The organism is Paludibacter propionicigenes WB4, from assembly GCF_000183135.1.
In the GTDB taxonomy this organism is placed as follows: Bacteria; Bacteroidota; Bacteroidia; order Bacteroidales; family Paludibacteraceae; genus Paludibacter; species Paludibacter propionicigenes.
Genome location: NC_014734.1, coordinates 1078269 through 1104731, shown reverse-complemented (window position 1 = coordinate 1104731; position 26463 = coordinate 1078269). Strand labels below are relative to the sequence as shown.

Genomic DNA, 26463 nt, shown 5'->3' with positions numbered 1-26463 from the left:
TAAATAAAAAAAACCTCCCTGAGCTTCACAGCAAAGAGAGGTTATCGTTAAATTAAAACTCTATTTTCTTTATTCACACAAAAATACTTGTCTACAAACAAGTAATATCTTATCAAAAAGCGGTAATATCGTAATTTGGTTCATCTACAATTTCCGGAACAAGCTCAGTATATATTACCTTTCCGTTTTCATCTATAGCCACAACAGAACGTGATATCAAACCTTTAAGCGGACCATCTGTCAGCAAAACACCATAGTCGGTTGCAAAAGTATTGTATCTAAAATCAGAAGCTGTAATTACATTTTCCAATCCTTCGGCACCACAGAAACGACTTTGAGCAAAAGGTAAATCTTTAGATACACAAATCACCACTACATTTTCTTTCTCAGAAACCCACTTGTTAAACTTACGAACTGAAGCAGCGCAGGTACCTGTGTCGAGGCTCGGGAAAATATTGAGAACAACTCTTTTTCCTTTGTAGTCGCTCAAATGAATTTCCTGTAAACCACTGCCTACCAATGTGAATTCCGGTGCTTGACTTCCAACTGCAGGTAATTGACCGTTGGTTTGTACATCGCCGCCTTTAAATTTTACTGTTGCCATAATAAATGAATCTTATAATTTTAGTTTAAAAATATGTCTGTTAATATCTAAATAACATCGGTAAGTGGTTTTTTGTTTATATTTGCCCCAGATTATTTCAAAAAAAAGCAAGAACATGAAAAATATAACACTTAATTCCGTTTGTACTATTTTCTTCGTTTTGTTTGTTTCCGCCTGTAGCAAATCGCACGAATATAAAGTCGACAGTACTTTTTCGGACTATCTCAAACGATTCGAAAACGAAGCTGCCGCCCGTGGACGATCGTTGAATCCAGAGCAAGATGGTTTGATTATTGAATTTGGAACATTAAAGGATAGTGCGGCTGGTCTCACACATTATGAAACACCTGTTCGGATTGAAATTGACAAAACATATTGGGATGCTATCTCAAAAACAGCCGGTGCTGACATGATGAAAGAAGATTTACTTTTTCATGAGCTCGGGCATGCATTGTTAGGACGTAAGCATTTAAACACAACGCTCGAAAACGGCGATTGGAAATCAATGATGTGTGGAGGAGAAAAAGTAAATAACCGTTCATGGAATATAAATTACAGAGGCGAACGCAGGAAATATTATATTGATGAATTGTTTAATGAAGGTACGTCAGCACCTGCTTTTGCGTCTAATACACTAGCAGTTGATACACTTGGTTTCAAGCCACTGATTCAACGAAATTTTGACAGTGAATCTCAGGCTATATGGTCTATTGGTGATAAAAGTCAGTATAGTATTACATTGGACAATGGACGTCTGCGCTTTCAGTCAAAAATTGACCAAACATACATGGTATTTGCAAAACTTGTCAGTCCCATAAGCATTTCTTCTGATTTTGCATTTGAATTTACCCTTCAATATCCTACCGGGTCGACCTCCAATCAATATGGAATGGTTTTTGGTGCAATTCCAACGACAGTGGACTCTACCGAGTATTTTACTATCAATAATAATCAAAAAATGTTTTTGGGAAATCGTTCATGGTATAGTTTTTATACGGAGTTGACTAAATCGAGTATCACTTCTGGCGGCGTCAACAAAATGAAGATTTTTAGGATTGGCACTATGCTTTATTATTTCATAAATAACGTATATTGTTATCAGTCAGAAATTTTTGCAAGTAGTAATATAGGCCAGTTTGGGTTTATGGTTCCGCCCAGAGGAACAGTGTGGATTGATAATTTGCTGATATCGCAAAAGACAAGTGCGGCAGTAAATTCTAAAGTAAAACAAGAGATTCAGATAGTAACCGGCGTAGAACCTGTTTCAGGGTTTAATCAAAATAAAATATACAATCAATAAGCGAAATTATTGATTTTCATTAAATATAAATTCATGTCTAAAATCAGCATATATCAAGTGCTTCCTCGCCTATTTGGCAACGAAAAAACAACAAACAAACAAAACGGAACAATACAGGAAAACGGTTGCGGAAAATTCAATTCATTTACTCCCGGGGCATTAGCATCAATCAAGTCTCTCGGGATTACTCATGTGTGGTACACAGGGGTTATTGAGCATGCCACACAAACCGATTATTCTTCATTTGGAATACGAAAAGATCATCCGGGAATTGTAAAGGGTAAGGCCGGATCGGCCTATGCCATAAAAGATTACTACGACGTAGATCCTGATTTAGCCGAGAATGTTGAAACGAGAATGGCTGAATTCGAGGCACTGGTTGACAGAACCCACGAAGCCGGAATGAAAGTGATAATTGATTTCGTCCCAAATCATGTAGCCCGGCAATACTATTCCGACGCTAAACCGAAAGAAGTGGTTGATTTGGGCGAAAATGATCATCCTGAGTGGGCATTTTCTCCTTTGAACAACTTTTATTACTTGCCTAATCAGCCATTTAGTCCAACATTTCAGGTGCAGGGTTATACAGAATATCCGGCAAAAGCTACAGGAAATGATCAGTTTACTGCGAGCCCGACGCTGAATGATTGGTATGAAACAGTAAAGTTGAACTACGGTGTGAATTATGTTGAAGGAAATCAGAAACAATTTGATCCTATACCTGATACATGGTTTAAGATGCGCGACATACTTCTTTTTTGGGCATCAAAGAAGATAGATGGATTTCGGTGCGATATGGCGGAAATGGTTCCGGTAGAGTTCTGGGGTTGGGTCATTTCGCAGATTAAGCAACAATATCCCGGCATTCTTTTCATCGCAGAGGTGTATAATCCTGCTGAATACCGAAACTATATCTGCAACGGAAAATTTGATTACCTGTATGACAAAGTCGGTATGTACGACATGCTTCGTAATGTGACAAGTCGTAATTTCCCTGTTCGAGAGATTACTAATACCTGGCAAGCCTTGGGTGGCATAGAAAACCAAATGCTTAATTTTCTGGAAAACCATGATGAACAACGCATTGGTTCCGGATTTTTCTCGGGTAACGGAATGTATGCTCAGCCGGCTATGATCGTTGCAGCTACTTTGACTCAGGCTCCGGTTATGATTTATTTCGGGCAGGAGTTGGGCGAACAAGGTATGGAATCTGAAGGCTTCAGTGGCATGGATGGTCGTACCTCTATTTTCGATTATTGGGGGCTGAAATCTATTCAGGCGTGGTCTAATGGAGGTAAATTTGATGGAGGAAAATTGTCGCAAGATCAAAAAGAACTGCAAGAATTCTACAAAAAACTGCTGAATATAGCCATCTCGGAGAAAGCGATAACCGATGGATCGATGTATGATTTGGTGTTTGCCAATTTTGAAAACAATAAATTCAATACACATGAGCAATTTGCTTATTTTCGGAAGTATGAAGATGAACTGTTGCTTGTAGTGCTCAATTTCGACGATAAGCCGCTGGATACTGAAGTGTTTTTCCCGTTTGAAGCTTTTCAATACCTTGGTTTGGAAGAAGGTCAGACTTATAGAATTGTCAACTTATTGAATGATTCGGATAAATTTCCGTTGTTTACATTATCGTCTAAAAATCCTTTGGTAATTCATATGCCTGCATGGAAAGGCTTTATTTTGAGATTGACAAAAGCTTAGTTATAACACATTGTTATAAAACTCTGCAATTTCGTTCATGCGATATTGCAGAGTTTCTTGTTTTTGGACTTTATTGCAAACTTTTAAATTGATTTTAAAAGGCTGTGTTTAGTTTAGTGGTTTGTACATTTCAATCTGTTCATTTTGATTTCGTTACTTAAACATTCCAATAGCTTTTAAATTGAAATTCCGACAAAAAATCGAACAGAAATAATTAGAGAATTATTTCTTTAATTTCTTTGCTGTTTGAAAAAAAAGTCGGATATTTATACTCGATTAGAAAAAAATAAATTTTTCATTTAAAACAATGGTAATGAATTGTTTGTTGTTTTGAAAGTGACAACTTTTTGTTCTTATTTCTATTGGAATCAAATAATCAATTTTACATACAAAATGAAGGAAATTAAATTCAGTCTTGTTTACCGCGATATGTGGCAAGCGTCGGGCAAATATGTGCCCCGTAAAGACCAATTAGCAAAAATTGCTCCCGTAATTATCGAAATGGGCTGTTTTGCACGTGTTGAAACCAATGGTGGAGCATCTGAACAAGTGAACTTGCTTTACGGAGAAAATCCGAATGAGGCAGTTCGTACGTTCACTAAACCATTTAATGATGCCGGTATTCAAACTCATATGCTCGATCGTGGATTAAACGGTTTACGTATGAATCCGGTTCCTGCTGATGTTCGCGAGCTGATGTACAAAGTAAAGAAAGCTCAGGGTGTTGACATTACACGTATCTTCTGCGGTCTGAATGATGTTCGTAATATAATTCCATCTATACATTATGCCAAAGCAGCCGGTATGATTGCTCAGGCTACCATGTGTATCACTTATTCTGAAATTCACACGGTTGAGTACTACGTGAATATGTCGGAGCAACTGATTGCTGCAGGAGCTGATGAAATTTGTTTGAAGGATATGGCCGGTATTGGTCGTCCTGAAATGTTGGGAAAAATCGTAAAAGCAATCAAAACAGCTCACCCTGAAACAATCATTCAATATCATGGTCATACTGGACCTGGTTTTTCAGTTGCTTCAATGCTTGAAGTTGCTAAAGCCGGTGTTGATTATCTTGATGTTGCCATGGAACCTCTTGCATGGGGTATGGTTCACCCTGATGTGATTACCATTCAGGCTATGTTGAAAGATGCAGGATTTAAAGTTCCTGAAATCAATATGAATGCCTATATGGAAGCTCGTCGGTTGACTCAAAGTTTCATTGATGATTTCTTGGGTTACTTTATTGACGAACGTAATAAATTCATGACTTCATTGCTTATAGGTTGTGGACTTCCGGGCGGTATGATGGGTTCTCTTATGGCCGACTTGAAAGGTGTACACGCAGGAATTAACTCATACCTGAAAGGTGCAAACAAAAAAGAACTTAGTACCGATGAGTTGTTGGTGATGTTGTTTGACGAAGTGAAATATATCTGGCCTAAGCTGGGTAATCCACCCTTGGTAACTCCATTCAGCCAGTATGTAAAAAATATAGCTTTGATGAATGTTATGTTCCTGGTTAAAGGTCAACCACGTTGGAGCATGATTGATAAAAACAGCTGGGATATGATTCTGGGTAAAGCCGGAAAACTTCCGGGAACACTTGATCCGGAAATTATTGCATTGGCTGAAAAGAATAAACTTGAATTCTTCGAAGGAAATCCTCAGGATAACTATCCAAACGAATTGGATAAATTTATCGCAGAGATGAAAGAACTTGGCTGGGATAGAGGAAAAGACGATGAAGAATTGTTTGAATTTGCTATGCACGAAAAGCAATATCGCGATTTCAAATCGGGTGAAGCAAAGAAACGTTTTGAAAAAGAGCTTGAGGCTGCTATCAAAGAAAAATATGCAACCAGCACCATCGAATTACCTGATTTACGCGCATTGAAATATCCAAATGCTGAGCCTGTGGTTTCTAATGCAACAGGACGTGTTATCTGGGAGCTTGATTTTAATGAAGTTTCAGTAGAGCCAGTTCACGGTAAGGAAATCAAAGAATTCGATACTTTGTGTACTATACAGACAAACTACGGACTGGAACACATTGGTAGCTTCTGCGATGGCCGTATTGTCGGTATCGAAAAGAAACAAGGTGAAGTTGTACGTAAAGGCGAAGTTCTGGCGTATATCGAAAAGAAATAATTATTTCGCTTTAAATAGTTTATAAAAAAGAGACATTGCATTGAGCAATGTCTCTTTTTTTTGCGTCTCTATTTCAGGATGAACTAATTAACGTGAGTTCGATATAAGAATCTAGATATTTAGTCGCTATGTCATTAAAAACAAAGGAATAAGGTTTTAAATTTTATTTTTTTCTATTTTCTACTAAGGTGAAATATTGAGAAAAATAAGGTCAAACCTTAGTAGAATCAACTATCGCTACCAAACAAAACCTTATTTGTCGTCTAAATGATTTGAATATGCTCCATTCTGAATTCGCTTATCTCGAACTCACGTTAAATAAAAAAATAGTGGTGTCTGATAAACTATTAATACAAACTTCTGAATACAGCTTTATATAAGTTTATTCTATTACCGTCTCAACGGGGCTTTTTGATAAACTGTATCGTAGCGATAGTATGGTAGTCAGTCAGTAGCATAATCTGTTTCAGCCCTGTAGGGCGACAGTATAAGAATCTATTTTTTACCGGACAATAATATAAAAAAAGACACAGATAATTAAACCTGTGTCCTTTTTCATTAAAGTGTTATGGTAATTAATGAGCTTTAAAATTCCATTTAGAATTATCGCTATTCATATTGAATGGTGCAAGTGTAGGTGTGCTGTCACCCGAAGATACCAGCGCTAACTTTTCGTTCGAATTTGGAACTACTTTAGGCATTATTCTGTATGTACCATCAGTCAATTGATCGATTCTCCACAATTGCTCAGGAGCGCCTGTAAATGTAGGAACAGTTATCACTTCAGCATCGGCTGTAGCAGCTAAAGCTCTTTCTGTACCGGCGATCACTATTTTGTAATAAGGACCTCCGATATAACCTCCAGCTTCGGGAACTGCAGTAATTGTCCATTTTTGATGAGGGCGGAACATATAATCTCCAATTCTTACACCGGTATTTCCTGTTGGCCATGTTTTGATTACATCAGCCAATTCTTGAGAAGCAACAGGTTTTATTGGTTCATCGGTATTACGTCCGAACCCACGCATGCCACCAGCCATTCTTACAAAGTCAACAACTAGTTCCAATGCATAACCTCTTCTTTCTGATTCAATTTCATAAGTTCCTTCTTTGAAATTGTCACCTGCAACAGGCCATCCGTTTTTCCAGAGTAAAGGGCGAATAGCCAATACACTGCGTCCACTTTGATCAAGGTCAGCTTCATAATGACAAGACATCTTTTCAACTCCATCGGCAACTATAAAACGTCCGAAGTGTCCGGGTCCGGTAACTCTACCACCTGCAGCCACTACCATTTTACCACCGCCTTCGAGCATGTCTCTTCCCATATTATCGATGTAAGGACCTGTTACTTTTCTGGAACGACCCACAACAATGTTGTAAGTTGAGTTAGCACCATCGCAACAGGTTCCGTGAGTACCCAGAAGGTAGTACCATCCATCGCGATACATTAAATCGGAAGCTTCACAATCAATAGCAATATTAATTTCTTTGTTGCCTTCAACTCGTTTTCCTGTTTTAGGATCGAGCTCTACAAGGCGAATAAAACCAAAGTAAGTTCCATAAGACATCCATAAGCGTCCATCAGTTGGGTCTAGCAGAAGTCCCGGATCAATAGCATCGCAGTCTTCCATGTTTGCTGAAGAAGCTACTACCACAGACTCTGTAAATTTAAAGTCAGGAGATTTTGGATCTAAGGTTTTGTTCCACATGGTATTTAATTTACCATCGTGTCCACCACCTAAACCACCACCGGTAGAGCCATAAACTACAAGGTAGCGGTCACCAATTTTTATTGCATCGGGAGCAGCACCTCCACCGGGTCTTACGGCACCACTGTTCCATGTCCAACCGTCTTCGGATATCAATCCGCCTCCGCCTGTGCCGAATGTGTAATATTTTCCATCACACTCCACTATGGTTGATGGATCGTGTATGAATGGCTTTCCGATTTGTGCTACAGCACTTCCGGTTAGTAATACTGATAATAGGGCAGTTGCGCCCACTATTTTAATTTTTTTCATTATTGTACAATTGAGATCTTAAAAAGGATAACTAACTAATTTTATTCATAACTAATGGTGAGATTTTTAATCGGCTCTCCTTTTTCATCAAGAAAGCGAAGACAAAAATCACTCATTCCGGGACCATTAATAATTACTCCCCGAACGATATTCTTTCCTTTGTTAAGCGTCAGACGAGGTGATACACAATCATCCGCTACCATGCGTCTGTCTCCTGAAAGCAGCAGTGCTTCCTTGCCGTTCAGCCACCACATAGATGCTGAATTGGATCCTACTGCCATTCTTACATTTTTCATTTCTTCGGGACAGTTAACCACGGTTACAGCCCAAAAGATTACACCATAATACTGCTTTCTGGTTTCGTAAGCGAAACGAAATAGTTTTACATTGTAATTTGTGCTTTCTAATGCATGCCATGTGAGTTCCTGAGTTCCGGCTTTTACTTTTTCTCCATCCTTTGGAAGGATCGTAAATTGGTTAGGGAAATACTCGGTTGCAAATGCGGTTCTTAGATAGCTGTCAGTAAAGACAGTGTTTCCTCGGTTGGGTTTATTAATTGGTTCCAATAGTAACCAACGTTGAATAAATCCCTTAGCATCCGGTGTTTTCTTTTTGATAGTTCCCGGAGTGAAGTACGGTGCGATACTGCGTGTTGTATCGCGTTTGGCGACGTAGCTAAGGTTGCTTTTCGATGCAACGGAACAGCTTTGCGATCCCATTCCAACCAAAATAGCAGCAGCTACCGCCACTAATAAAGTTTTGTGTTTAATGTTCATAGTAAATCTTTACAGTGTTTACGATTGTTGTTTTTAGAAATAAGTTTACTTCTCGCAAAAGTACAAAAAAATATCATTTTTAGCTAATAGAATGATAAATATTGTCACAAAATAATTTCGTTTGAATATAATTCTTTAATTAAATGACTAATACTATTACCTACATCTGATATTTTACTTTAATAATAAAGATTTCTCAAGAAGGTTTCTGTACTTTTAGGGTAGTTTTTCTTTATTGATACGGTTCACGGAGCTCATACAGCAGCGGGGCAGGGGCATAAGCGTCTTGTCGATTCGTTTTTTATATGTCTGTGGCTTCTTCTAATTTGCCAATATTAGAGCCTGTCAAATGCTGAATGTTCTTTGTTATTTTCTCTATATCCCATTCCCACCATTTTAGTTTGAGTAATCTTTCAATTTCCTCAGACGAGAATCTCTTTTTTATTTCAACTGCCGGATTTCCTCCAACGATTGAATACGGTTCAACATCTTTAATTACAGTAGAATTTGTTGCAATAATCGCTCCGTCTCCAACGGTTACGCCAGCCATAATGGTTGCGTTATAACCTATCCAAACATCATTGCCAATAATGATGTCTCCTTTTTGAGGGTATTGCTTTCCATTCATTGCATTTTCCCAGCCGTTTCCGAAAATTGCAAATGGATATGATGTCAATGAGTTTGTCAAATGATTTGCTCCATTCATAATGAATTTCACGTCGGAAGCTATCATGCAAAACTTGCCAATAATAAGCTTGTCACCGATAAAGTCAAAATGATATTTTACATTTTTCTCAAAGTTCTCCACATTTTCAAAATCGTCGTAATAAGTATAGTCACCCACAATTATGTTAGGATTTTTGACGATATTTTTCAGAAAGCAGAGCTTGTTATAGTTCTCAAGTGGAAAGTCTTTTTCTTTGTCTGGTCCTGTCATTGTCTTTTTTATATTTTGCGCTTCTAAGTAATTGAAAATAAGTAGTTGCTAATATTTAATGATATATTTATCACAAAAGAACACATAGAAATCATGATAGAAAAAGACTTAGGTCACTTAAATTCCCGTGAGTTGGATATAAGAATCTATATGTTTAGTCGCTATGTCATTAAAAACAAAGGAATAAGGTTTTAAATTTTATTTTCTCATTCTCTACTAAGGTAAAATATTGAGAAAATAAGATCAAACCTTAGTAGAATCAACTATCGCTACCAAACAAAACCTTATTTGTTATCTAAAAGATTTGAATATGCTCCATTCTGAATTCGCTTATCTCGAACTCACGTTAAATTAGTTGTTTCTTTTTTGGCTTGCAAGCTGTGCTTTCAAAATGAAAGTTTTTATCTCTTCTGTATTGAATGGTTCACAGCTTCGAGCGGAACCGGTATAAAACTTTCGGCTTATGATTTCAAACCATAGTTTCAGTCAATCCCAACGATCTTACTTCTTCGTTCTAGCAATACTGTATTTCGCCAAGTTCCATTCATTTTTCCTATTCTTTCCCGGTAGCCAATTTCTCTGAAATTGAGTTTTTTGTGAATATGTAGACTTGCCTGATTCTCTGGAAATATCCCAACCTGCAATGTCCAGAAATTCTCGTTTTCACTCTCCGCAATGGTCTTTTCAAGGAGTTTATAACCGATTCCATGGCCTCGATATTTATTCGCAACGTAGATGCTCACTTCTGCAATTCCGGCATAAACCTTTCGGGCCGAGACGGAAGATAACGCAGCCCATCCTACTATTTCATTTTCTATACAAGCCACAATTCTACACGATTTTATGTGTCCATTATCCCAGTCGTTCCAGGTTGGTATCTCCTGTTGAAAAGTAGCATTACCTGTTTCAATTCCTTGTTTGTAAATCTCGGCAACACTTTTCCAATCGTTTGCCGTCATCGTTCTAAAAGTTATTTCCATTTTTTATTTACAACTATTAATCAATTTACATGAGAACCATTGCCCTGATCATAGAATACTTTCGTTGTTTTCCCAACTTGTATCTGAAATCCGGAGTTGCCGTAATAAGTTGATAGAGAGCTTGGAGCTACAATATAATTTCCGTAATTTAATTCCTTTGTAATAACTCCATTGCCATCAGGTGTTAAGCCGTAATAAATGGCTACATTGTTATTATCCAGAGATAATATATTTACCCTTAAATCAGATGGATGATTTACAAAAGTGACTTCTAACTTTCCGGTAAAAGTGTCATCTTGCTTACAGTTAGAACTTAGAAGTGCAACTAAGACTACGATCAAAAGCGGCTTGATAAAAATAAACTTTTTCATTTTAATTTCATTTTAATTGGTTTTACATTGAGATAATTATGAAAGATTTATATCAAAAGTTACTCGTTTTTTGTTCTTCTATGCTGTCGAATTATTTCATTGTGTGTCGGGTTACTACTCATTCTTTGTTGTTTTTCATTCCTATCTAACCACGCGATACAATCGCGCGGGAGCGGAGGTATATTTATGAATCGAGAAAAGTGATTGTCAATTCCTGAGAACCATTTTTCCAAATATTATTTCCTAAGTCAATTAATTTCTGCTTATCTGCGTCAAACACTTTTGCGAAAATATTACAAGCATCCAATCCTTTTCCATTTCCGTAGTATATGCCAAAGCAATTGGATGTCTTTGATCTGATTGGTTTCATAGGTCCGAATACAACTTCACCAGGCTCTGTGAACACAGAAGCATTTTCTTGAATTATGTCTAATGGCGGTACATCGTCAATCCATATTTCCTGACCGGAAACTCTTGCATGATAAAACATTCTTGTAAATGGTAGAATTTCAATAAAGGCTTTTGAGGTTGTTGGAGCCGTGTCTACATAGAAATTAAACCTGATTTCTTGTTTGTCTTCGGTGATAATTTTAAATCCAGTCATATTTCCTTATTTGTTTAATTCGTTATTATCTATTTCTATGTTGTCGCATGTTTCTGTGCCAGTACTATATTGAAAAGAAGGTTTTTTATCTTTTTCTGTATCTTCACGGTTCACAGCACTGCGCCAGGTTAATTGTTTTCTTTTCATCACATCTTGTCATAAAACTGTCTTGGCATTCGTTTTATAATTCCAGCTATCCATCTCCAACGTTTTGTTACGTACGCAATTTTCTTTTTCTTTTCGATGGCCTTATAAATTTGTTGAGCGGCCTTTTCTACAGGCATCACCCAGAATAATCCTTCGCCTTTTGCCATTTCCGTATTAACAAGTCCCGGGCGGATGTCTGTAATAAAGATTTGTTCTTTGAGTTTAGTTGCTTTTTGTCTTAAGCCTTCCAAATAATTTATTTGATACGCTTTTGTGGCATTATATGACGTGGATCGTCGGTTTCCACGCAGTCCGGCGATGGAGCTTATGGCCGTCAAATGTCCATATTTTTGTTTTTCAAAGTATCTGAAAGCCCAGTCCGAAATAAAAGTCCACCCAACTACATTTGTTTCAATTGTACGAATTTCAATTTCAAAGTCTAATGTATCGTTAATGTCTCCCGTACCTGAACTTAAAATAAGTAAATCAAGTCCACCAAGTTCATAAGTTAGTTCTTCCAATTTTTCTTTTGCCACTTTTGTGTCTTTTACGTCAAAAGTTTTTATGAAATATGAGTGGGGATTTTCCGATTTCAAACTTTCAAGTAGTTCAGTTCGTCTGCCGGTTATTCCGACATTGTATCCGTTACTAACAAGTAATTTTGCGAGTTCTTTCCCTATTCCGGAAGTAGCTCCAATGATAATTGCGTTTTTCATTCTTACTGTCTGTTTTCTTTTTACAATAACTACTAACAAAACCGGTTTCCTCACTCGCTCAGATCTCCGACCTCCGTTATTCAAAAAGAAAGCTTCTTATCTTTTTCTGTATTGACACGGTTCAAAGAACCGCACCAGCAGCAGTTAATATTTCTTTGGATTTTGTATCGAAAATAAGTAAACCTTCTTCTTTGTCTCCAAGTTGCCCGATTAATTTTCCTTTCTCATTCCAAACCGATGATCTTCCTGCACATTCGTATCCACCTGATTTTCCAACATAATTTGCCATAAATGTTATCAAATTATTAGTTTTAGCGATGTCAGATAATTTTTTTAGTTCAGCATTAATTCCGTTAATAGAACTTAGTACACTTGCGACATAAATTGTTGCTTTATTCCGTTTTGCAAACTCGCAATGTGCTTTATTAGACGTTTCATAGCAAATTGCAGGAGATACTACTTCTGTTTCAAATTTTAAAACAAGTGGATTTTTGCCAGCTTTAAAAAACGGTTCTTCCGGTGGATATAAATACTGTTTTGAATAGGTTATTCGCTCCTTATGAGGTTGAAAAATAATCATGCTTACAAATGTATCACTCTCGTCTTTTGTTGGCAATCCAACTCCAATCGTGATTCCATTTTTATCACTTAAACTCTGCATCTCATCTAATCTTGTGTCATCCTGATTGGTTGCAAGACCCGCTGCTAAATCGGGTTCGTAACCGGTCACTGACAACTCAGGAAAAACCACCATATCAGCTTTATTCTGAATAGCCTCTTTTATCCATTTTAAATGATTTTCCAGATTTTTCTCAATATTACCTTTTATTACCTCTATTTGGGCTATAGCTATTCTCATTTTATTTTCTATTTAAATTTCCAGTTATACTTTTTTCTTTCTCTCCCTCGCTCAGATCTCCATACCAACGCCATTCATTATCTTTTTCTGTATTGTCACGGTTCACAGAACTGCGGCAGCGGAGGGGCTACACCACGCAAGCCATCTAGAATTTCGTAATGTCTTTTTGAATCTGGAAAAGAAGTATTCTGTATATATAAAAATTTATTAAATATAATTGTCTGTTTTCAACTGAAATCTATCAAAGTTCCAAACTTTCCGTATTTTAAAATCTGGCAGTTTTCAACTTTTGTTATCAGAAATTACATGTGATAAATTCAAGAACATCCGTAATGTCTGATCGCCAAAATGACCATGTATGCGCACCTTCTTTGACGCGTAATTGATGATTGACGTTTTTTTCGTTCAATGCAAAATGGAGCAACAGACTTCCTTTTAATAAATAATCCTGATCACCGCAACTAATGCGTATCTTGACTTTTTGTAGTTCTGCCTGCGTTTTTTCTTCAACTATTTTCAATATAGAATTTTTATACCAATATTCATTTAATCGTTCGGTGCCTTTTATATTAGAACCAAATATAGATCCGAACACAGTTTCCCATTTCTGATCGTCATATGTAACAATATCTTTATCATCATGAATACCTGCACTCATAGGAGCTGTAGCAATAAACAAATCAGGATATTTTAAAGCGTATAACAAACAACCCCATCCGCCCATGGAATGACCGGTGATACCGCGGCTATATTTATTTTGTTTGATGCGGTATAGATTTTCGACCGTAGGCATAAACTCTTTGATAAAGAAGTCTTCATAATTATTCTTGCCATCAAATGAATTTACATACATACTTACTCCCGCATCCGGCATGATAATGATTACCGGAGGGATTTTGCCAGCCTCTATAGCCGCATCAGCATACCAGGCAATATTACCATTGTTGATCCATGTGGTCTGATCGTCCTTGTATCCATGCAAAAGATAGATGACCGGATACGAACGTAAATCGGAGTCGTAACCTTTCGGGAAATACACCGAGTATGATACATTTCTGTTCAATATCTTACTCTTCACGCTGTTTTGTTCAATTACTTTGGCATTTACCAGCATTGAAAATAGCAGAATGACTGCTATAAATAATGTTCTTTTAGTCATAAATAATATCGTTTGTTTGTAAATCTAAATTTCAATATGGGTGCAGCATGTTTTTATCCGCATTTTGTTGCAAAAAATCAAAGTAGTTTCCTCGTTTCGAATTTTATTTCTGTTTCAAATATTCCCCCGTCCCTCCGGATATATCTATCTTATTGTTTGCAGAATATTTCAGACTGGTTGTTGGGATTTTCTTTTAATCCCAACTTTTTGTATTCTTAGGATTTGCAATCTGTTCTTTAAAATAGAACAATTTGTCTATCGGATTTAAAATCCTCATAGTACAAAAAGGTGGAATTGCAATTAGCTACGCTGACCGTTGGTTCCCACCGACCAGCGTTAACCACGCGATACAATCGCGCGGGAACAGAGTTAGACTTATCGACAATCGTTATTCTTTAGTTTTTTCAGTCCTATTTTCTTCCTTTCCGTATTCGAAATCTTAATGTTTTCGACACAAGGATATTGTTGGTCATATTCGCCATAAAGTTGTTTTTTATTCATTACTATTTGACATCTGTCGAACCATTTAGCAAATTCTTCTGCAGGCATGTTTTTCTTATAAAGTTCTGTTTTAAACAATGATTCTAAAAGTTTGAAATTAGTTTCACTTACAAGATGAAGTATCAATGTGCTTGAAACTGTACTTCCCGTTCTTTTGAATGAAGGATAGCCATATTGGTTTATTACAGATAAGAATTTTAAATTATTCAAAGAGTCAATCTCATTTTGAAGATGCAAAATTGAATCTTTTGTTGATTTATTAAAACCAAGTTCATTTTTCATTACTTTTTTAATCCGTGCAAATTTTACTTGGTCAGGCAATTTCTTTAGCGAGTCAAGTTTTACGCTGTCGAGTTCTCCCAACATTAGTTGCCATCTGTATTTTTGGTCGTCTTTACCGATATCGGTCATTATTTTATGGACGCTTTCTTTCTGTGCGAGTGTCAGTTTCTGACCAAAAGAAAGAGCTGTAAATAGGATAAATAAGTTTGAAATGATTACTCGTTTCATAAATTTTGTTGTTTTCTCATTAGGTTTGCAACCAGACTATTCAAAAGTAAGTTTCTCGTTTTTTTTTCTTTATCGTCACGGTTCACCAAACCACGTCGCCGATGAACCAACCCAATACAAAGGACAGGTCGTGAACTGTCCTTTGTATTGTATATTTATTTTTATTTAGGCGGACAGGTCTCGACCTGTCCCTACGCAAACTCTTGCTCAACCGCGTGCTATTTGCTAACCGTTCATTATTGCTAACCACTCTTTGTTTTTAATTTCTATTTACCACGCGATACAATCGCGCGGGAACAGAGATAGCTTTTACTCATAGTTTTTATTTTTTTACACTTATATATAACGACAGACCGTGTTAGAAGGTCGTTTATTAACCTATCTTTAGTTTTTCTTGTTTTTCAGAAAGGCAAATCAGAATTTGATTCCTTTGGATATCTTTTAATTCTGTCGAGTCTTTGCCATAAGTTATTTAAAATTATCTTCTTTCTGTCGAAGGAACTAGATTTCATCATTCGTATAAATGATTCTAAATTCTCTACATAAAATCTTATGTTTTTATTATAATAGTATTGACCTTTAATAAAGCAACTTGCAATTCTAGTTGGATTTTGAATTTCATCTTCTAAAATTGAGTTCCTATAAATTGTTTCTAACTCCATTATTATCGTATCAAGATTTGAAATATATTCAGAATCGTCACATATTTTACTAAATATCTCCACTAATCGTCCAGCGAAGATCTGATAGACTTGTTTTTCATCATCAGTGAAATAAATTGAGTTCGAACAATCGGATAGAATTTCTCTTGAAACATCAAAAAATGAATGAATCCTTTCATCGTATTTAGGATTTATCATTTTATTTAGTATTTGAGTATATTTAAGATTTTCAATATCATTCTCTTTTATTATTTCTTCAAATAACTTTCCTACAAAATACACTTCAGTTTTAAAATCATAAATTTCAAGGCTAAATTCGTTAGGTGTTGAATATCTCCAATTTAAAGAAATACTTTTGTTAAATTTGTCATCGAATTCAATTATTTTCCCAAAACCAAAATCGATTATTTTGACAACACCTTTTTCAGAAACTAGAATATTGTCGGGTCTAATGTCTCTGTGTAATATTTTATTTTCTTCAAGATATCTAAACCCATCTATTGTTTGGGTAAAAACACTATTTATTCTCTCTGGATTGTTCCTAATGAAATCAGAAATCTGTATACCTTTTATATATTCCATTAAAATATACCCGGTATGCAATTCGGGATATAAATAATAGTTAAAGACTCTAACTAAATTTAGATGAAATAATGAGTGAAGTATTTTTATTTCATCGACAAAGTTTTTAAAATACTTTTCTTTATCAGACTTATAATAAGGTGAGTATTTCTTACAAACAAATAATTCATTTATCAATTCATCCTTTAATAATACAGTTTTTCCGGTTCCACCTTGTCCAATGTTACTTTCAAATCGAAAATCCTTTTTTCTGAGAAATTCTATTATGTTGCTTTTCATTTTTTTTTATTTTTTCTAAAATGTCCCCTAACATTTGTGTATGTACGACTCCGTCACACTTATTTCTATATTAGCTTATTTCTGTTTTTCGATTCACATAACTGATTTGGTGGGGAACTTGCGCAACTGACTTATCGGCAGATTATCCCTTCTTATTTCAAAACCCAAAGATAGCAAGTATTTTTTAATTAACAGGACGAAGTTTGCTTTATTTTGATATGCCGCGCTTTGGACGGAAAATAAATTTCCCCAACAACTTTGGCTACGTTGTCGGGGAAATCGTCATCAAGAAAACTATAGTGTTAGTGAACAAGAGAGCTTGGGTGTGCTAGCTATGCTTTTGGAGTGGCTTCTGTACTGCTTTTCGCAGCCTGACGGTAAATAACCATCGATGCGGCTTTGTATTTGGCATAAAACTCAGGCGCTTTGCGTTTGAACTGGGTTGCCAGTCGGTCGAGCGTAGTTTTTTTCAGCTTAGAGGCGTCGGCAAACAAATCGGCCAGCTGCTGTGTGTAGTTGGAGCGGTCGATAATGGCTTCGCGCGGGTCGGAGCTTACTTCTTTGAATTGGTTGAAGGCAGTTCTGAATTCATCCATTTCGACGGGGGTTATTCCTTCGTTGGACAATGCACCGAGGCCTAGTTTGTCGGCTTCTTCTATCACTATGGCTGCGGCTTTAATGAGGTCGGGCTGCGCCATTTTGCTGATAGCCGATTCTTTGTAATTCACCCGGTCTTGCAGCGCCAGGTTATTGGTATTTTCGGCGTATGAGTGTATGGCTCCCGCTACGTCTACCAGATAGTCGGCCACTAAGCCCATCACGGAGTTTTTGCCGTCGGTGATACCTTTAATGCTTTTTGCCTGCTCGGTGCTGACCGTATCAATCTGATTGACGATGGTTTCGAACCGGTTGATACCTGTTGAAAACGAAGGAATAAGCGACACTTCATTGGGATGATTCTTTGCTTCTTTTACTATTAACTTGTAAGAAGCTTGTTTTGCGTTTTGATAATCATTCATGGATAAAAAGTTTTTTATGGTAATTAATTGACGCAAATCTAACAATAAGTTTTGTAACAAACAAAAAATATTGTGATAATTTATCCAATTTTTTTACTGAGATGTTTTGATATCTGTTTACACTCCGATGAGTTTGAGTTCGTCTCCGAATTTTCGAGCGGCGTTCCGAAAATTTTAGCGGCGTTCCGAACTTTCGAGCAGGCTTCTCCATCTTTCGAGCGGCGTTCCGAAAATTTTAGCGGCGTTCCGAATTTTCGAGCAGGCTTCTCCATCTTTCGAGCGGCGTTCCGAAAAATTTAGCGACGTTCCGAACTTTCGAGCGGGCTTCTCCAACTTTCGAGCAGCGTTCCGAAAATTTTAGCGGCGTTCCGAACTTTCGAGAGGTCTTCTCCATCTTTCGAGCAGCGTTCCGGAAAATTTAGCGGGTATTTCCAAATTTTACTGCTTTGTACAGTGCATCCCCGATAATACAGAATAAAATACTATTTTTGCAGCTTCTGTTTTAAAAATGTCAGCGAATGGCTGAATACGCTTTCAAAATGAAAAAACTGTGCCGATGATAAAAGACTTATTTATAAAAAAGACGCTTGCTCAGCTGGACGAGGAGGCCAACAGCAATAAACACGGGCTGAAACGCCACCTAGGACTTATGAACCTGACGCTGTTGGGCATAGGGAGCGTGATTGGTGCGGGTATTTTTGTGCTTACAGGCACGGCGGCTCAGATGCATGCCGGTCCGGCCATTATTTTTTCGTTTATCTTATCGGCTTTCGGGTGCCTGTTGGCGGGGCTGTGTTATGCCGAGTTTGCTGCTATGATTCCGCTGTCGGGCAGCGCTTATACCTACAGCTATGCCACCATGGGCGAACTTATGGCGTGGGTTATCGGGTGGGATCTGGTGCTCGAATACCTGTTTAGCACGGCTACCGTTGCGGTGGGATGGTCGGGCTATGTACTGAGTTTTCTGGCCGACTTTGGTATTTATCTGCCGGCTTCGATGGCGCAGTCGCCCTTTGAGTACGACCAGGCAGGGTGGCATGTCACAGGCGCATTTATCAATTTCCCGGCCGTTTTTATTGTGGTGCTGCTCACGGCGTTGCTGGTGGTGGGCATCAAGGAAACGGTGCGTTTCAATAATATCACGGTGGTTATCAAAGTTGTGGTGGTGTTGCTTTTTATCGGTTTCGGGCTGTCGCATATTCATCCCGAAAACTGGACTCCGTTTATCCCTCAGAACACGGGCGTGTGGGGTCACTACGGTTGGTCGGGCATACTGACGGGTTCGGGGGTGATTTTCTTTGCCTATATCGGTTTCGATGCCGTGTCCACCACTTCGCAGGAAGCCATCAACCCCAAGCGCGATTTGCCGTTGAGCATCCTGTTTTCGTTGCTGGTATGCACCGTTTTGTATGTGGGTGTAAGCTTTGTGCTCACCGGCATGGTGAATTACAAAGAGCTGAATGTGGCTGCACCCATTGCGCTGGCTATCGACAGGGGCGGGCAGGGGCTCCGGTGGCTTAGCCCGATTATAAAGATCGGTACCATTGCCGGACTGAGCTCGGTCATTCTGGTTACGTTGCTCGGACAAACCCGCATATTCTTCTCCATGGCTCACGACGGATTGCTCTGGAAATGTTTTGCCAAAACGCATTCGAAGTTTAAAACCCCGCATTACTCCACGCTCATCACCGGATTTTTTACGGCCTTGATGGCGGGTATCTTTCCTATCGGTTTGCTGGGCGAACTGGTGTCCATCGGCACGCTGCTGGCATTTGCCATAGTGTGTATCGGCATACTTATTTTGCGTAAAACAGAACCCGACGCTCCCCGCGCTTTCAAAACTCCGTGGGTGCCGTTTGTACCCGTGTTGGGGGCTCTGGTTTGTTTTATCCAAATGTTGTCTTTACCCATCGATACGTGGTTGAGGCTTATTATCTGGATGGCTATCGGTTTTGTTATCTACTTCGGTTACGGCCGTAAGCACAGCGTTGCCCGAAAAAGGAATCGATGATAGCGGGGCGGAGATTGTATAAGTAAGTTAGGTAAATGATAATTATTGTTGATATGTTTTTTTGTCACATAGTTCACAGTAGTTTTAAATCGGAGATATAAGACTAAGAACACATAGCATTATCCCGAATACGGGATAATTTCAGACAGGGCAAGATGCCATGAAGTGGCTAAATGTGAATATGAGCTTGTCCTAAAAGAAAAACAACCGCAAATAAACACAAAGTATAAATGGCTAATATAAAGTATTTACAAAAAAAAGCATTTGCGGAGATTTGTGCCATTTGCGTTATTTGCGTTCAAAAAAACACTTATTGAACCCTTTCAGGGTTCCGGCAGTTTCTGTGGTTCTCATCCACCGGTTTTACCGGCGGCTATTTACATTGATTCCTTATCAGGAATCCGGATATTAATGTACTATCAGTCATAAATCCAAAGCTTTAGAAACTTAATGAATTCATTTGTTATTCGCTTTAGCAGTCAGATATTTTCAGAGCGTTGTTTCCGCTTTTCGTAACCTGAATTAAAATGCGACTAAAATTCAATTTTCATGCAAAAGGATGGATTAATTTTCTTATTTTTGTGCCAAAACAAATCAATTATTAAGCAGAACCGAACAATCGCTATCAAATTGACTTTCGACTTCTGCAAAAATCATTTATATTTATGTTTAAAGACTTATTTATTCGAAAGACGCTTGCTGAGCTTGAACTACAAGCAGATGGTGACCACAACTCACTGAAAAGACATTTAAGTGCACTGAACCTGACCTTGTTGGGGGTAGGGTGCGTAATCGGTGCAGGTATATTTGTGCTCACGGGTACTGCTGCCGCACTGCATGCCGGACCTGCTGTGGCATTGTCTTTTATTATTTCTGCGTTTGGGTGTTTGTTGGCAGGGCTGTGTTATGCCGAGTTTTCGTCGATGATTCCCGTTTCGGGCAGCGCCTATACTTATGGTTATGCCACTATGGGTGAGTTTGTAGCCTGGATTATCGGTTGGGATCTTATTCTGGAATATCTTTTCGGATCGGCTACCGTGGCGGTGGGCTGGGCAGGTTATGTTACCAGCTTTCTGGCCGATTTAGGTATCGTCATTCCACCTTCCATGTGTCAGAGTCCGTTTATCTTCGATCATACAGGTTGGCATAGTTCGGGAGCTTTTATCAACTTTCCGGCCGTATTTATTGTAGCTATCATGACTACTTTACTAGTAATCGGTATCAAAGAGTCGGCCAAGTTTAATAATATCATTGTTTTGGTGAAAGTGACCGTTATTTTGCTTTTTATCGGGTTTGGGATTTCGCATATCAACGTTAGTAACTGGCATCCATTTGTTCCATTTAATACGCATGATATTCGGAACTATGACTGGTCGAACTTTGAATTTTTGGGTTTCACAAAATATCTTGCTGCTGATTCTGGTCGTTTTGGTTGGTCAGGTGTGTTGACCGCTGCGGCTGTAGTATTCTTTGCCTATGTGGGTTTCGATGCGGTTTCTACCACTTCGCAGGAAGCCATTAACCCTAAGCGCGATGTACCTCGGGGTATTCTTTTCTCGCTGCTGATTTGTACAGTCTTATACATTGCCGTTAGTTTGGTGCTAACCGGAATTCTCAATTACAAATACCTGAATGTAGAAGCTCCTATTGCATTGGCAATAAACAGTGCAGGCCCGAGTCTGGCTTGGTTACGACCGATTATAAAAATAGGGGCAATAGCCGGTTTGAGTTCGGTGGTACTGGTATTGTTGTTAGGTCAGTCGCGTGTATTCTTCACTATGGCTTCCGATGGGCTTTTGTGGAAAAGCTTTGCAAAAACGCACTCGAAATTTAAAACGCCTCATATCACCACTATCGTAACGGGTAGTTTTGCGGCTTTATTTGCCGGACTTTTCCCTATCGGTCTGCTGGGCGAAATGGTTTCTATCGGTACCTTGCTTGCGTTTGTAATCGTGTCTATCGGAATTATTCTTTTGCGTAAGTCAGAGCCGGATGCTGTACGTGGATTCAGAACTCCGTGGGTTCCGTTTGTGCCAATATTAGGAGCACTGGTTTGTTTTGCTCAAATGGCTTCGTTGCCTGGCGACACCTGGCTTCGTTTGATTATATGGATGTTGATTGGTTTTGTGATTTACTTTTCCTACGGTCGCAAGCACAGTCATGCTCGCAAAAATGCTAAACGATAAGAAAATTTCTCACTTGATTAATGTGAGTTTGATATAAAAGGAAAAGGCTTGAATATAAAATCAGGATATTACGGTGCTCTGCACCTGTGAATTATGTATCCGAATCTTATTTCTACAAATAGCTCGGGACTCTGTCCCTGACAAAGGTGCAGAGCACCAAACTATTTGTAGAAAATTCCAGTCAATCATAGGAATTGAGGTGCAGAGCACCGTAACAGAATTTTAGATGATGATAAATAATTAGGCGATAATTATTCAGATTGGTGCTTGTGTCAAACCTTTGCCGATTATACAAAAAGAAACTCCTGAATCGTAAAGATTCAGGAGTTTCTTTTTTATATTGCTGAATACAGCAAATTATAATAAGTATTGTTCGCTGATTGATTTGTTTTCCTGAACGCGGGATATAGTGTCGGCAAACATTTTAGAGATAGAAAGAATCTTAGCCTTCGGACAGTTACTCAACTCAAAAGGAATAGAATCGGTAAATGCAATTTCTGTAAGAGCCGATTGCATAACTTTTTCCGATGCCTCGCCGGACATTACACCGTGCGAAACAATGGCACGTACGCTTCGGGCTCCTTTGCTCATCATTAAATCTGCAGCTTTGCAAAGCGTTCCGGCAGTATCCACCATATCATCGGTAATAATTACGTCTTTGCCATACACTTCACCAATAATGGTCATTTCGCCTACCACGTTGGCTCTTTCGCGTGTTTTGTAGCAAATTACCATGGGTACACCCAGGTACTTGGAGTACGAACCGGCACGTTTCGATCCACCCACATCGGGCGAAGCTATTACCAGATTCTTTAATTTCAGCGACTTGATATACGGAACAAAAATAGTAGATGCGTAAAGATGATCAACCGGAATATCGAAAAATCCCTGAATCTGATCGGCATGTAAATCCATGGTAATTAATCGGTCGATACCGGCTACACCCAGCATGTCGGCGATAAGTTTTGCTCCAATTGATACGCGGGGTTTGTCCTTACGATCCTGACGTGCCCAACCAAAATAAGGAACAACAGCAATGATTTTGTACGCTGAAGCACGTTTGGCAGCATCAATCATTAAGAGCAATTCCATCAGATTATCGGAATTGGGAAACGTGGATTGTACCAGATAAATGTACTGACCACGAATTGATTCTTCGTATGAAACAGAAAATTCACCATCCGAGAAATGTTGAATTTTCATATTCCCGAGTGGGCAATCAAGGCTTTGACAGATTTTTTCGGCAAGATAACGGCTGTTAGTACCTGAAAATACTTTAAAAGGTGAAGAGGGTGCTGACATGGGTGCTGTGAAATTTAGTTTTCGAGAAATTTTTTGCAAAAGTACTGAATATAATTATAAAAAAGATGCGAAATCTTGATTAAAATAGCAATGAATATTTATTAGGATTAAATTCATTTACCTGTCCTTTCGTTCTACGGATCAAATTTTATGAATAAATATCGGTAGATAAAGAATTTCGCTTCTGTTGATTTGTTTGTTCGGGTAGTAAATGTGATTATCTGCTTTTTCAATAAGACTATTTACTGCAAACGTTTGTAATCAAATTTTGCGGTTTTTACAAGCACCCTAAAATAGAGCTGCTGAAAATAACACTATTTTTGTTCGTGTTTAAAAACGCACAGCCTAATTATCTATAATTCAAATATCTATGAGAATTCACTTCAATATACCTTTTTTTACCCGCTGGGGACAAAGGCTTTTGGTTACCGGAAATATTCCTGAATTGGGGGATAATGATAAAACAAAAGCACTGCCACTCAATTTTCAATACAAAGAAGATTGGTCGGGCGAAATAGAGATACCAAACACCGAAAGCTTCGAACTGATTTACAAGTATATTTTGTTTAACGACGAAACAGGGCAATTTGTTGAGGAATGGGGCGATGACAGGGTTATCAATATTCAACCGTCGAAAACAGATACGATTTATTGCTTTGATAAGTGGAATGCTGCCGGGAGTACCGAAAATGTATTTTTGACTGCGCCATTTCAGCAAGTATTGTTGAAGCAACAAGCTTCCGAATCAAATCTGAAACAGGCAGATACATATACGCATCTTTTTAAAGTAAAAATGCCTGTATTGAAAAATAATGAAGCTATCTGTCTGATAGGCGACTGTCGTGCACTGGGGAGTTGGTCTACAAATAAGCCTGTTATATTGAGCCGGGAAAAGAATAATTGGTGGACTGTGGGAGTTGATCTGAGTAATGAAAAATCTGACGTTCACTACAAATACGGTGTGTATGATCTGGAAGATCATCAATTCCGGTATTTCGAAACCGGTGCGGATCGTACTGCCCCGATAGCCAAATCGAACAAAAGTCTGGTGATACTTTCGGATGGTTTTACCCGCTTCCCGAATCAGTCGTGGAAGGGCGCAGGAGTGGGATTGCCGGTTTTCAGTATCAGAACAAGAGAAAGTTTTGGAGTTGGCGATTTCGGCGATATCAAATTGCTGGTGGACTGGGCTGCCAGGGTTGGTCTGAAACTCATTCAGGTTCTTCCGCTCAACGATACAATCGGTACTCATACCGACGCCGACGTGCTTCCTTATGCGGCCATTTCAGCTTTTGCGCTGAATCCGTTATTTTTGAACCTTCCAGCCATGGGAAAACTACCAGATAGCCATCCGCTTCAGGCAGAATATGGTACCACACAAGCTGAGTTGAACGCGAAGGAGTTAATCGCATTTATGGATGTGATTAGTTATAAACTTGGGTATGCCAAAGAATTATATCTACAAAACAAAGAGTCGTTTCTGGCGGATAAGGAATTCAAAACTTTTTTTGAAGAAAATGAATACTGGCTCGTACCGTATGCTGCCTATTGTGTGTTGCGCGATAAATTCGGCACTCCCGATTATAGAGAATGGCAGGAATTTGCCGATTATGACAAGACTAAAATAGACGAATTTTCATCAGCCACTCAACCGTATTTCGACGATATCGCTGTCAATTATTTTATTCAGTATCATTTGCACAAACAACTTTCGGAAGCTGCCAACTATGCTCACCAACATGGAGTGGTGCTGAAGGGTGATATACCTATAGGAGTGAATCGAAACAGTGTGGATACCTGGGTTTCGCCCGAATTGTTTCACATGCACATGCAAGCCGGTGCGCCACCCGATATGTTTGCCATAAAAGGTCAAAACTGGGAATTACCGACTTACAACTGGAAAGAAATTGAACACACCGGATTTGATTGGTGGAAGAAGCGATTTTCTCAAATGTCCAATTATTTTGATACGTTTCGTATCGATCATATTCTGGGATTTTTCCGCATCTGGCAGATTCCTGTCAGTCAGGTGGAGGGAATTATGGGTCACTTAAATCCTTCCATTCCTATCCATATCAATGAATTTGCTGAGAAAGGTCTGTGGTTTGACTATAATCGTTTTTGTAAACCTTATATTACCGATTCTATTTTGTGGGATTTATTCGGCGAAGATGTGCCGTGGGTAAAGGCCAATTGTTTGCAAATAGAAGATGGTTGGGTGCTTCGCCTGAAAGAAAACTTCTTGAGCCAGTTGATGGTAGATCAATTACATCAGGCCGGGGAGATTTCCGACAGAATTAAATGGGGTTTGTTCGACCTGATTTCAAATGTATTGTTTTTTGAAGTTGAAGGAAGCAATGGAACTCAGTTTTATCCGCGTTTTGGCATGGAATCATTGTCGACCTTCAGAGAGTTGGATTATTACACACAGGATAGGATACGTGAACTGTATGTAGATTATTTTTACAGAAGGCAGGATAATAACTGGTATAAATCCGGCATGGAAAAGCTTCCGGCACTGAAGCGAGCTACCAATATGCTGATTTGCGGTGAGGATTTGGGCATGATGACACCTTGCGTGACAACTGCCATGAAAGAGTTGGGTATTTTAAGCCTGGAAGTGCAGCGTGCACCGAAATCAAATAAAATAGAATTTTTTCACCCCGATGATGCACCTTATCTGTCGGTAGTAACGCCTTCGACACACGACATGAGCACTATACGCGGTTGGTGGGAGGAAGATCGTGGCGTGACACAACGTTTTTATAACTCACAACTCGGACATTGGGGCGAAGCTCCTTACTACTGTGAATGGTGGATTTGCAGGGATATAATTTTACAGCACTTGTATTCACCGGCCATGTGGAGTATTTTCCAGATGCAGGATCTGTTGAGTATTTCAGACTCAGTCCGCCGACAAAATCCGCACGACGAACGCATAAATGTGCCATCCAATTCGATGAATAGCTGGAGATTCCGGTTGCATCTGAATATGGAAGATTTGCTTGAGAACGATGAATTTAATGACGAATTGCTAAATTATATTACTCAGACAGGCAGGTAGGTA

General features: G+C 38.6%; 22 protein-coding genes. 6 read left to right on the top strand and 16 right to left on the bottom strand.

What is annotated here, in order from left to right; all coding sequences use genetic code 11:
* Nucleotides 1–112: 112 nt before the first annotated feature.
* Nucleotides 113–604, bottom strand: a complete 492-nt coding sequence (gene tpx, locus PALPR_RS04520) for a thiol peroxidase (protein ID WP_013444434.1) — start codon at nt 602–604, stop codon at nt 113–115.
* A 115-nt stretch (nt 605–719) separates the two neighbouring features.
* Between tpx and PALPR_RS04515 the strand changes: the two genes are divergently transcribed.
* The 3 genes from PALPR_RS04515 (at nt 720) to PALPR_RS04505 (ending at nt 5771) form a co-directional block, all read left to right on the top strand.
* Complete coding sequence (locus PALPR_RS04515; RefSeq protein WP_041620232.1) at nt 720–1904, top strand: hypothetical protein; 1185 nt, start codon at nt 720–722, stop codon at nt 1902–1904.
* 33 nt (nt 1905–1937) lie between these two features.
* On the top strand, nt 1938–3620 hold the full coding sequence (locus tag PALPR_RS04510) for an alpha-amylase family protein (RefSeq protein WP_041620230.1): 1683 nt from the start codon (nt 1938–1940) through the stop codon (nt 3618–3620).
* Between the two features lie 393 nt (nt 3621–4013).
* Nucleotides 4014–5771: an oxaloacetate decarboxylase gene (locus tag PALPR_RS04505; RefSeq protein ID WP_013444431.1), complete on the top strand. Its 1758-nt coding sequence runs from the start codon at nt 4014–4016 to the stop codon at nt 5769–5771.
* Nucleotides 5772–6346: 575 nt separating this feature from the next.
* Here PALPR_RS04505 and PALPR_RS04500 read toward each other — a convergent pair.
* The 14 genes from PALPR_RS04500 to PALPR_RS15890 form a co-directional block, all read right to left on the bottom strand.
* Nucleotides 6347–7795 (bottom strand): family 43 glycosylhydrolase, encoded by a 1449-nt coding sequence (locus tag PALPR_RS04500; protein WP_013444430.1) that lies wholly within the window; start codon nt 7793–7795, stop codon nt 6347–6349.
* Between the two features lie 41 nt (nt 7796–7836).
* On the bottom strand, nt 7837–8571 hold the full coding sequence (locus tag PALPR_RS04495) for a hypothetical protein (RefSeq protein WP_013444429.1): 735 nt from the start codon (nt 8569–8571) through the stop codon (nt 7837–7839).
* A gap of 301 nt (nt 8572–8872) precedes the next feature.
* A complete protein-coding gene (locus PALPR_RS04490) occupies nt 8873–9508 on the bottom strand; it encodes a CatB-related O-acetyltransferase (protein WP_013444428.1) in 636 nt (211 codons plus the stop codon).
* Between the two features lie 482 nt (nt 9509–9990).
* On the bottom strand, nt 9991–10488 hold the full coding sequence (locus tag PALPR_RS04485; protein WP_013444427.1) for a GNAT family N-acetyltransferase: 498 nt from the start codon (nt 10486–10488) through the stop codon (nt 9991–9993).
* Nucleotides 10489–10508: 20 nt separating this feature from the next.
* On the bottom strand, nt 10509–10859 hold the full coding sequence (locus PALPR_RS04480; protein WP_013444426.1) for a hypothetical protein: 351 nt from the start codon (nt 10857–10859) through the stop codon (nt 10509–10511).
* A gap of 184 nt (nt 10860–11043) precedes the next feature.
* On the bottom strand, nt 11044–11463 hold the full coding sequence (locus PALPR_RS04475) for a DUF3830 family protein (RefSeq protein ID WP_013444425.1): 420 nt from the start codon (nt 11461–11463) through the stop codon (nt 11044–11046).
* Between the two features lie 6 nt (nt 11464–11469).
* Nucleotides 11470–11610, bottom strand: a complete 141-nt coding sequence (locus tag PALPR_RS15895; protein WP_013444424.1) for a hypothetical protein — start codon at nt 11608–11610, stop codon at nt 11470–11472.
* A complete protein-coding gene (locus tag PALPR_RS04470; RefSeq protein WP_013444423.1) occupies nt 11610–12326 on the bottom strand; it encodes an SDR family NAD(P)-dependent oxidoreductase in 717 nt (238 codons plus the stop codon). The genes PALPR_RS15895 and PALPR_RS04470 overlap by 1 nt, the downstream gene beginning before the upstream one ends.
* Nucleotides 12327–12447: 121 nt before the next feature.
* Nucleotides 12448–13185, bottom strand: a complete 738-nt coding sequence (locus PALPR_RS04465; RefSeq protein ID WP_013444422.1) for a carbon-nitrogen hydrolase family protein — start codon at nt 13183–13185, stop codon at nt 12448–12450.
* A 295-nt stretch (nt 13186–13480) separates the two neighbouring features.
* On the bottom strand, nt 13481–14344 hold the full coding sequence (locus PALPR_RS04460; RefSeq protein WP_013444421.1) for an alpha/beta hydrolase: 864 nt from the start codon (nt 14342–14344) through the stop codon (nt 13481–13483).
* 375 nt (nt 14345–14719) lie between these two features.
* A complete protein-coding gene (locus PALPR_RS04455) occupies nt 14720–15355 on the bottom strand; it encodes a hypothetical protein (protein ID WP_013444420.1) in 636 nt (211 codons plus the stop codon).
* Nucleotides 15356–15756: 401 nt separating this feature from the next.
* Nucleotides 15757–16878 (bottom strand): protein kinase family protein, encoded by a 1122-nt coding sequence (locus PALPR_RS04450; protein ID WP_013444419.1) that lies wholly within the window; start codon nt 16876–16878, stop codon nt 15757–15759.
* Nucleotides 16879–17210: 332 nt separating this feature from the next.
* Complete coding sequence (locus PALPR_RS04445) at nt 17211–17897, bottom strand: hypothetical protein (RefSeq protein WP_013444418.1); 687 nt, start codon at nt 17895–17897, stop codon at nt 17211–17213.
* Between the two features lie 235 nt (nt 17898–18132).
* Nucleotides 18133–18291: a hypothetical protein gene (locus PALPR_RS15890; protein WP_171805019.1), complete on the bottom strand. Its 159-nt coding sequence runs from the start codon at nt 18289–18291 to the stop codon at nt 18133–18135.
* Nucleotides 18292–18453: 162 nt separating this feature from the next.
* Between PALPR_RS15890 and PALPR_RS04435 the strand changes: the two genes are divergently transcribed.
* Both PALPR_RS04435 and PALPR_RS04430 read left to right on the top strand, forming a co-directional pair.
* On the top strand, nt 18454–19908 hold the full coding sequence (locus PALPR_RS04435; protein WP_013444417.1) for an amino acid permease: 1455 nt from the start codon (nt 18454–18456) through the stop codon (nt 19906–19908).
* 665 nt (nt 19909–20573) lie between these two features.
* Nucleotides 20574–22094, top strand: coding sequence for an amino acid permease (locus PALPR_RS04430; RefSeq protein ID WP_013444416.1), 1521 nt, complete (start codon nt 20574–20576; stop codon nt 22092–22094).
* Between the two features lie 357 nt (nt 22095–22451).
* Here the strand turns inward: PALPR_RS04430 and PALPR_RS04425 are convergent, their stop codons facing one another.
* The gene (locus PALPR_RS04425; RefSeq protein WP_013444415.1) at nt 22452–23396 is read right to left on the bottom strand and encodes a ribose-phosphate pyrophosphokinase; all 945 of its coding nucleotides are present in this window, start codon (nt 23394–23396) and stop codon (nt 22452–22454) included.
* Between the two features lie 370 nt (nt 23397–23766).
* On the opposite strand from PALPR_RS04425, the gene PALPR_RS04420 reads away from it, so the two are divergent.
* The gene (locus tag PALPR_RS04420) at nt 23767–26460 is read left to right on the top strand and encodes a 4-alpha-glucanotransferase (RefSeq protein WP_013444414.1); all 2694 of its coding nucleotides are present in this window, start codon (nt 23767–23769) and stop codon (nt 26458–26460) included.
* Nucleotides 26461–26463: the final 3 nt, after the last annotated feature.